The sequence below is a fragment of the Tissierellales bacterium genome (genome assembly GCA_035301805.1).
Classification (GTDB): Bacteria; Bacillota; Clostridia; order Tissierellales; family DATGTQ01; genus DATGTQ01.
This window is the reverse complement of the sequence record DATGTQ010000232.1, coordinates 1-7507: the sequence shown is the minus strand read 5'-3', so window position 1 is coordinate 7507 and position 7507 is coordinate 1. Positions and strand designations below refer to the sequence as shown.

10 protein-coding genes are annotated in these 7507 nt (G+C 29.7%); all 10 read left to right on the top strand.

The window, feature by feature from the left end; genetic code table 11:
- The coding region (locus tag VK071_11680) for a hypothetical protein (protein ID HLR35971.1) at positions 1-900 on the top strand (900 nt) is incomplete at its 5' end.
- A gap of 12 nt (positions 901-912) precedes the next feature.
- Positions 913-1908 (top strand): hypothetical protein, encoded by a 996-nt coding sequence (locus tag VK071_11675; GenBank protein HLR35970.1) that lies wholly within the window; start codon positions 913-915, stop codon positions 1906-1908.
- 153 nt (positions 1909-2061) lie between these two features.
- Positions 2062-2289, top strand: coding sequence for a hypothetical protein (locus tag VK071_11670; GenBank protein ID HLR35969.1), 228 nt, complete (start codon positions 2062-2064; stop codon positions 2287-2289).
- 474 nt (positions 2290-2763) lie between these two features.
- A complete protein-coding gene (locus tag VK071_11665; GenBank protein ID HLR35968.1) occupies positions 2764-3297 on the top strand; it encodes a hypothetical protein in 534 nt (177 codons plus the stop codon).
- Complete coding sequence (locus VK071_11660; GenBank protein ID HLR35967.1) at positions 3294-3812, top strand: DUF2247 family protein; 519 nt, start codon at positions 3294-3296, stop codon at positions 3810-3812. Before VK071_11665 ends, VK071_11660 begins: the two co-directional genes overlap by 4 nt.
- A gap of 240 nt (positions 3813-4052) precedes the next feature.
- A complete protein-coding gene (locus VK071_11655) occupies positions 4053-4271 on the top strand; it encodes a hypothetical protein (GenBank protein ID HLR35966.1) in 219 nt (72 codons plus the stop codon).
- Positions 4272-4951: 680 nt separating this feature from the next.
- A complete protein-coding gene (locus VK071_11650; GenBank protein ID HLR35965.1) occupies positions 4952-5881 on the top strand; it encodes a hypothetical protein in 930 nt (309 codons plus the stop codon).
- Between the two features lie 12 nt (positions 5882-5893).
- A complete protein-coding gene (locus VK071_11645) occupies positions 5894-6886 on the top strand; it encodes a hypothetical protein (GenBank protein ID HLR35964.1) in 993 nt (330 codons plus the stop codon).
- Between the two features lie 188 nt (positions 6887-7074).
- Positions 7075-7251 carry a hypothetical protein gene (locus tag VK071_11640; protein HLR35963.1) on the top strand — a complete coding sequence of 59 codons (177 nt, stop codon included), beginning with the start codon at positions 7075-7077 and terminating at the stop codon, positions 7249-7251.
- Positions 7252-7255: 4 nt separating this feature from the next.
- On the top strand, positions 7256-7402 hold the full coding sequence (locus tag VK071_11635; protein HLR35962.1) for a hypothetical protein: 147 nt from the start codon (positions 7256-7258) through the stop codon (positions 7400-7402).
- The last annotated feature ends 105 nt before the right edge of the window (positions 7403-7507 follow it).

Genomic DNA, 7507 nt, shown 5'->3' with positions numbered 1-7507 from the left:
GGTGTTCCAGGAGAACAGGTTATGGCAACTCAAACTAAACGCCTAGCATCTGGTGCAGTCGGTTCAATAGCATCAAATGTTCTCATAGATGAATACGATATGAATCCATATATAGCAATGGGAATTGGAATGGGGATTAGTGGGCTTACTTATAGGGGAATAAATTCGATAGAAGTAGATACTACAATGGGTATTACTGCGTCTGGTGGTAAGGAAGTGAATGGAGTAGAGGATATTAAGGAAATTTCTAAGGTTGAAAAATTAACTAGTAATAGTGTTAAAAAAATAATTAATGATAATGATATGACTGTAGATGAGTTTTCTAAATTGTTAGATCCAGATAAAGTACTTACACCTTATGAACAAGAAATAGTAAATAAAATTAGACAGCAAATAGGAATACCAAAAAAAGGGACTGTTATGACTAAGATTATTCCAGAAGCAGATATAGAAAAATACTTAAATGAGAATTCTAATGATAGATACGAGGTAAAGGGATTTGTTTCAGTTGATGAACATTCAAAATCTTTAAAAAAACTTAAAAGTGTATATGAAGGTAATAGGCTTGATTATAAAGGAACAAAGTTTAAAGTCAATTGTGAAGTGAATGGAAAGCTTAATTCTTCAGAAAATCCAAATAAAGTATATGGAAAAATTAATTATAAATTATATAGTCCTTCAGAAGTAAAAGTACCAGAAGATATAGCTACACCAGAGAATTATCCATACACGGGAAAAGGATTTACAGGAAGTAAAAATATTGTATTACCTGAATTAAAGCAGGTTAAGCGTGATTATATGGATGGTGATATTTTGAGTATTTGCGAAGCTAAAACAGGAAAAGTAATACAACAGTTTAGATTTGATGAGCTAAAGGAGGACTGGATAAAAATAAAATAAGGGGATGATAAAGTGGGTAATACATATTGTCTTTATAAAAACAAGAAGTATTCTTATGAATATGAAGAAGATATGATAAAGTTAATTAGTCATGAAAAGGAAAAAGATTTTGAAAATTATGTTGATATGATGGGTAATGTAGCTGATAATCTTTTTTCAAAACTAGTATCACCGGATGAGTTGGACCTAATATGTTCAGAAGAACATGAATTTAAATATAAGGATAAATATTTTGTTTCGGCTAGGAGCATTAACAAAGAAATGGCTGAAAAAAATAGCGTTATTTTACTAACTCTTAATGAGAATACTGCTAAAAAGTTTAATTTCAAAAAAATAGAACAATTTGTATTTGAAAAAGAAGTAAGTCTTAATGATATTACAGAATTATTAATTACAAGAAGACCTTTACCTCCATTTGAAGATAGAGAAATAGAAAGAATAGTTATTCCTCAAAATAGAATAAAAAAGTATATAAAAAAATATTCGTATAAAAAAGTTCATAAAGTGGATAGAAAATATTGTATTTATAATGGCAAAAAATATTACTTTGAATCAGCAGAAAAAATGGTAGAAATAATTAGTAATGAATATGAAGAAGGTTTTAAAAATTACCTTCAAATTACTGGAGAGGTATCTAAAGATTTTTTTTCAAGACGTGTATCAATAGATGAGTTAGATAAAATCTATTTGGAAAAATATAAAGTTAAGTATAAAGATATGTATTTTGGAATTTTAGTATTTAAGGGAAATATTATTATAAATAATAAAGTTACTTTATTTACCAATGATAGAAAAATCTCAAAAGAGTTTGACTTTAGAAAATTAGGACAATTTGGATTTGAAAAAGACATTAGTTTTGATGACATACAAGAGTTAATAATTACGCGGCAACCCTTAGAAGGATATGAAAATAAGTTTAAAAATGCAGAGACAAAGAAAGTTATAAAATCTAAAGGGGAAATTAGGGAGCATATCAAAGAGTATTTAAAGATTGAAGTTCCAATGTAGTAAGAATATAGAATTTAGGTCTAGACTAAAATGTACTAAATTCCAAAGTCATAATGGCATACAATCATTATGACTTTCTTTGTAACTTGCAACTATATTATTAAATAGGAAATATAAGTACAATAATATCTTCCATTGGAACTCCAGTAATAGATGAAAATATTAGTAAAAGGTCTTTCAATGGAAGAAACTATGAAAAAAAATATGTCAAATGGGAGCAGAGGGATGGCTTTCTGTGCAATAATTAATGTCGAAATAAAGTCTAATGTTAAAAATGTAATTAACGATAATAGTTTAATTCTAAATGAGTTTTCTAAATCATTAGACCCAGAAAGGGTTCTTACAACGAATGAGTCTGATAAATATAAAATAAATAGATGATAATTTGGATAGGTTATATTGTATTTATAATAATAGAAGATATTCATATGAATTAATTATAAAAATGCTAGAACTAGCTGGTCATGAGCGTGAAAAAGGTTTTCAAAATTATATTGATATTATAGATAATGTGATAGGGGATCTATTTTAAAGGTTTATAACTGTAGATGAAGTAGATATGGTCTATTCTAAGAAACATGGGGTTAAATACAAGAATAAATACTCCGTGCTTAGAGTAATTAATCGAAGATTTTTTGAACGCTATAACAATACTTTTATTCCTACCTACTATGCTATGGATTCTGATTATGATCTTGACTATCTGTAGGCAGTGTTGTCTCTGGCAGGATTGATTATTGTTACGGCAGGATTAGCAATTCCAATAGCAAGTGATGTCCCAATAGAAAAACTTATGGCAACCCAAGCTAAACGTATGGTCTCTGGCACAGTTGCTCAGTAGCATCTAATGCCCTTATGGATAGATATGATTTAAATCCATATATAGCAATGGGAATTAGTGGGCTTACTTATAGTGGGCTAGAATCAATGGAAGTGGATACTACATTAGGTATTACTGCATCGGATGTCAAGGGAGTAGATGGGGTAGAAGACGTTAAGACGATTAAGAAGGTGCCGGTAGAATCGGCGTCCATGGATAATGAAAGAATAAAATCTATTACTAATGATGTATTAGAAAGTCCAAGAACAGGGAGTGCTCTAAAGGTTGACAGTATTAAACCAACGTATGCAGTTGATCCTATAAGCAAAAAGAGTTATATAATGCAAGAGTTTCCAGCTAGAGCACAGGCCCACGGATTTAATGATCTTGTGGATAATTATGCGGGAAGTGCAACTAAAACATCACTTGGCAATGCTACATTATATCAATTGGAAGGGTCATTAAATGGAGCAGCAGGGCGTTTTAAATGGATAATTCAGGACGGTAAGGTTACACATAGAATGTTTATACAAGGCGGAACAATGAATGGAGTGGCGATAAAACCATGATTAAAATTGAAGATTTCAAAAAATACAATTTTATAATAACTTGGAAATTAATAAACATAGGATTTAGAGGAAGCGATATGTTTCGAGATCAATTGTTAGTGAAAGATATATTAAATTTTGCGATTGAAAAGTTAGAAGGAGATAATTATGATGAAACTGTATGCGAACTAGCAAGTGAATATGAGGATAACATAGATAAGATTGATTATTTAATAAAAAAATTGGCTAGTGATGAAAATAGTGACTTTAATTTAGAATTAAGGAAGTGGAGAACTATTTTTATAGCCAAAGAAATAGAAGGTAAAAATGATAATTTAATCGACGGATTAATGCATTTAGGTGAAATATGGGTGAGATTAGGATTTCCAGAGGATTCTCCACATATATTTCAGGGGCGGAATAATAATATTACCCCTGAAGAGTATTATACACAGGAGAACTATGATTATTTATATGAAAAGCATATAGAATGGCTCCAAAATGAAATTCAATTTATTAAGCGTAATCAATCATAATCTAATATCGAAAAAAATATTGGCTTAATGTAATATGAAAAGTAGAAATAGCTTAACTATAACAGAAATACTGTTAGAATTGGTTTAGAAAAAATTTGGAATGAACTTCTAAATAATAGCTTTTTATCTGACCTAGGCAAAAGTGTAGAAGATTATATAAAGCTGATTACCGATACTAATCCTTGGCGGGATGGGGAACCAGGGGTTCCAAATACATTAACTGTCGAGACAAAAGTTAGGATGGCAATGTCACTAGGGCAAAGTGATTCAATGCTAGGAGGATGGGCCGCATTTGATGATATAAATAGTGTCGATGATGTTAGAAGTAAATTGGCGGTAATGCGTGAGTTTAAAGAAGATATTGATATCGGCCAAAAAACAGTAAGCTGGGTATATAATGTTAAGTTAATTAAGATTGAAGAATACGAAATCGGTGACGATAAGTATTTTAAAAATTAGAAGTTGGTAATTGTTTTCTATTATGATAGAAACGATATAAACCCATACGTGATTGAATATAACATCGATGGGACAAAAGATTCTCTTTTAAATCAAAAGATGAATTTGGTGTTGATAGTTTTACAAGTCAGCTTGGATATACTAATATTCCACTTATAGGATGGGTTAAGGATGAAGATGGAATTACCGATTATTATTTGATAATTGATCCAAATGATGGTTCATTAGATAGATATGGTAGTACATACTAATAATATATAATGCTGTATAATGGCTATGATTGCTTTCTCTGTAATTTTTCGTGTCTATATTAGATCCTTATAATAATATTGAAATAGATTAAATGGTAATAAGATTTAAATTTGAAAGAAAAGTAAATATTATCGGTATTACATGTTGAATACAAAAAACTTAATACCTTTATACGTAATGAGCATGGTATACAAAGATTAGACTAGAGCATATATAAAAATAAGAATCATGAATAAATTAGAAAAATATATTTTGGTTAAAGAGATAAATTCTTTTCAGAAAGCCATAACATCCTAAGTTATTATGGCTTCTTTTTTTCGGAAGCATATAGAAAATCAATAGCTGTAAATTCAATTAGAGACACTTATTTTGCATCTAATCCGGAACTATATTATAAAATAGGTAATGCAAGTACAATAATCTCTAGTATGGGGGCTCCAATAGCAAGTGATGTTCCAGGAGAACAGGTTATGGCAACTCAAGCTAAACGTATGGTCTCTGGTACTGTTGACTCAGTAGCATCTAATGCCTTTATGGATAGATACGATATAAATCCATATATAGCAATGGGAATTGGAATGGGAATTAGTAATATTACTTATAAGGGAATAAATGCTGTGGGTAATATTGAGTATGTCAATGGATTTGGTGCTAAGCCAGTGGAAGCTGCGGAAGATGTTAAGGAAATTTCTAAGGTTGAAAAATTAACTAGTAATAGTGTTAAAAAGGTAATTAATGATAATGATATGACTGTAGATGAGTTTTCTAAATTATTAGATCCAAAACGAGTGCTTACAGCTGATGAGCAAATGATAGTAGATAAAGTAAGGCAGGAAATTGGTCTACCAAAAAAAGGGACTGTTATGAATAAAACCATTCCACAAGAGGATACAGAAAAATATTTACGTGGGGATTATAAGGATATACGTGGATTTGTTTCAACTCATGAACATTCAAAATCATTAAAAACCCTTGAAAATGTGTATGAGGGTAATCGATTAGACTATGAAGGCTCAAAATATAAGGTTAACTGGGATTGTGAAGTTAATAAAGTATATAAAAACTTTGATAATTCAGATAAGACATATGGGAAACTCACATATGGATTAGAGGATCCTTCTAGTGTAAAATTGCCTAATGATGTTCCAACACCTGAGAATCATCCATATACAGGGAGAGGTTTTACGGGAAGTAGAAATATTGTATTACCCGAACTGAAGCAAAAGCCACGTCCACTGATTAGTAGTGACATGTTAAGTATTCATGATGCTGAAACGGGAGAAGTCATAGAGCAATTTAGATTTAAGAAAAGCAAATTTGGGGCTAACGAATCAGAAAAGTGGATAAAGATAAAATAGGAGGATGATAAAGTGGGCAAAACATATTGTATTTATAAAGGCAAGAAATACTCTTATAATATAGAAGGAGAAATGATAAGGATAATTAGTGATGAGGATGAGGAAAGTTTTGAAAACTATATTGATCTTATGGGAAATGTGGCTGAAGATCTTTTTTCAAAACTAGTATCACCAGATGAGTTGGATATAATATGTTCGGAAGAGCATGAATTTAAATACAGGGGAGAATATTTTATACCTAGGGCAATTAGCCAAAAGGTACTTAAAGAGAATAAAATACTTTTAGCTACTGATAGTGAAAAAGTTGCTAAAGAGTTAGACTTCATAATGGCAGAACAATTTGTATTTGAAAAGGAAGTTAGCTTCGAGGATATTACAGAATTACTAATTACACGAAAACCTTTATTTGAATTTGAAGACAGAGGAATAGAAAAAATAATAATTCCCCAAAATAAGATTAAAAGATATATAGAAAAGTATTTAGAAGAAGATGCTCATGAGATGATAAGAAGATACTGTATTTATGAAGGTAAAAAATATTATTTTGAACCCCTAGAAGAAAAGATAGAAATAATTAGCGATAATAATGAAAAAGATTTTAAAAATTATGTAACAGTAACCGGGAAAGTATCAGATGACTTTTTTTCCAAACTAGTAGCAGTAGGCGAATTAGATGATATCTATTTAGAAAGATATGAAGTTAAATACAAGAATAGGTATGTGGGACTTTTGGTAATTAATCAAGAGGTTATTAGAAAAAACAAAATAGTTTTATACACACAAAATGAAAAAGTTACTAAGGAGTTAGGCTTAATGGATGAAGGATATCATGATTTTGTAAAAGAAGTTAACTTTGATGATATTAAAGAATTAGTTATTACACGAGAACCATTAGAAGAATATAAAGAAAAGTTTAAAAATATAGACACAAAAAAGGTAGTGAAATCTAAGGGGGAAATTAAAGAATATATAAGAGAATATTTAAAGATTGAAGTTCCAATGTAGTAAGAATATAGAATTTAGGTCTAGACTAAAATGTACTAAATTTGAAAGTCATAATGGAATACAATCATTATGACTTTCTTTGTAGCTTGCAACTATATTATTAAATAGGAAATATAAGTACAATAATATCTTCCATTGTAACTCCAGTAATAGATGGAACATTAGTAAAAGAAACTATGAAACAAAATATGTCAAATGGAAGCAGAGGAATGGCTTTCTGTGCAATAATTAATGTCGAAATAAAGTCTAATGTTAAAAATGTAATTAGCGATAATAGTTTAATTCTAAATGAGTTTTCTAAATCATTAGATCCAGAAAGAATTCTTACAACGAATGAGTCTGATAAATATAAAATAAAGAGGTGATAATTTGGATAGGTTATATTGTATTTATAATAATAGAAGATATTCATATGAATTAATTATAAAAATGCTAGAACTAGCTGGTCATGAGCGTGAAAAAGGTTTTCAAAATTATATTGATATTACAGATAATGTGGTAGAGGATCTATTTTAAAAGTTTATAACTGTAGATGAAGTAGATATGGTTTATTCTAAGAAACATGGGGTTAAATACAAGAATAAATACTCCGTGCTTAGGGCAATTAATCGAAGATTTTTT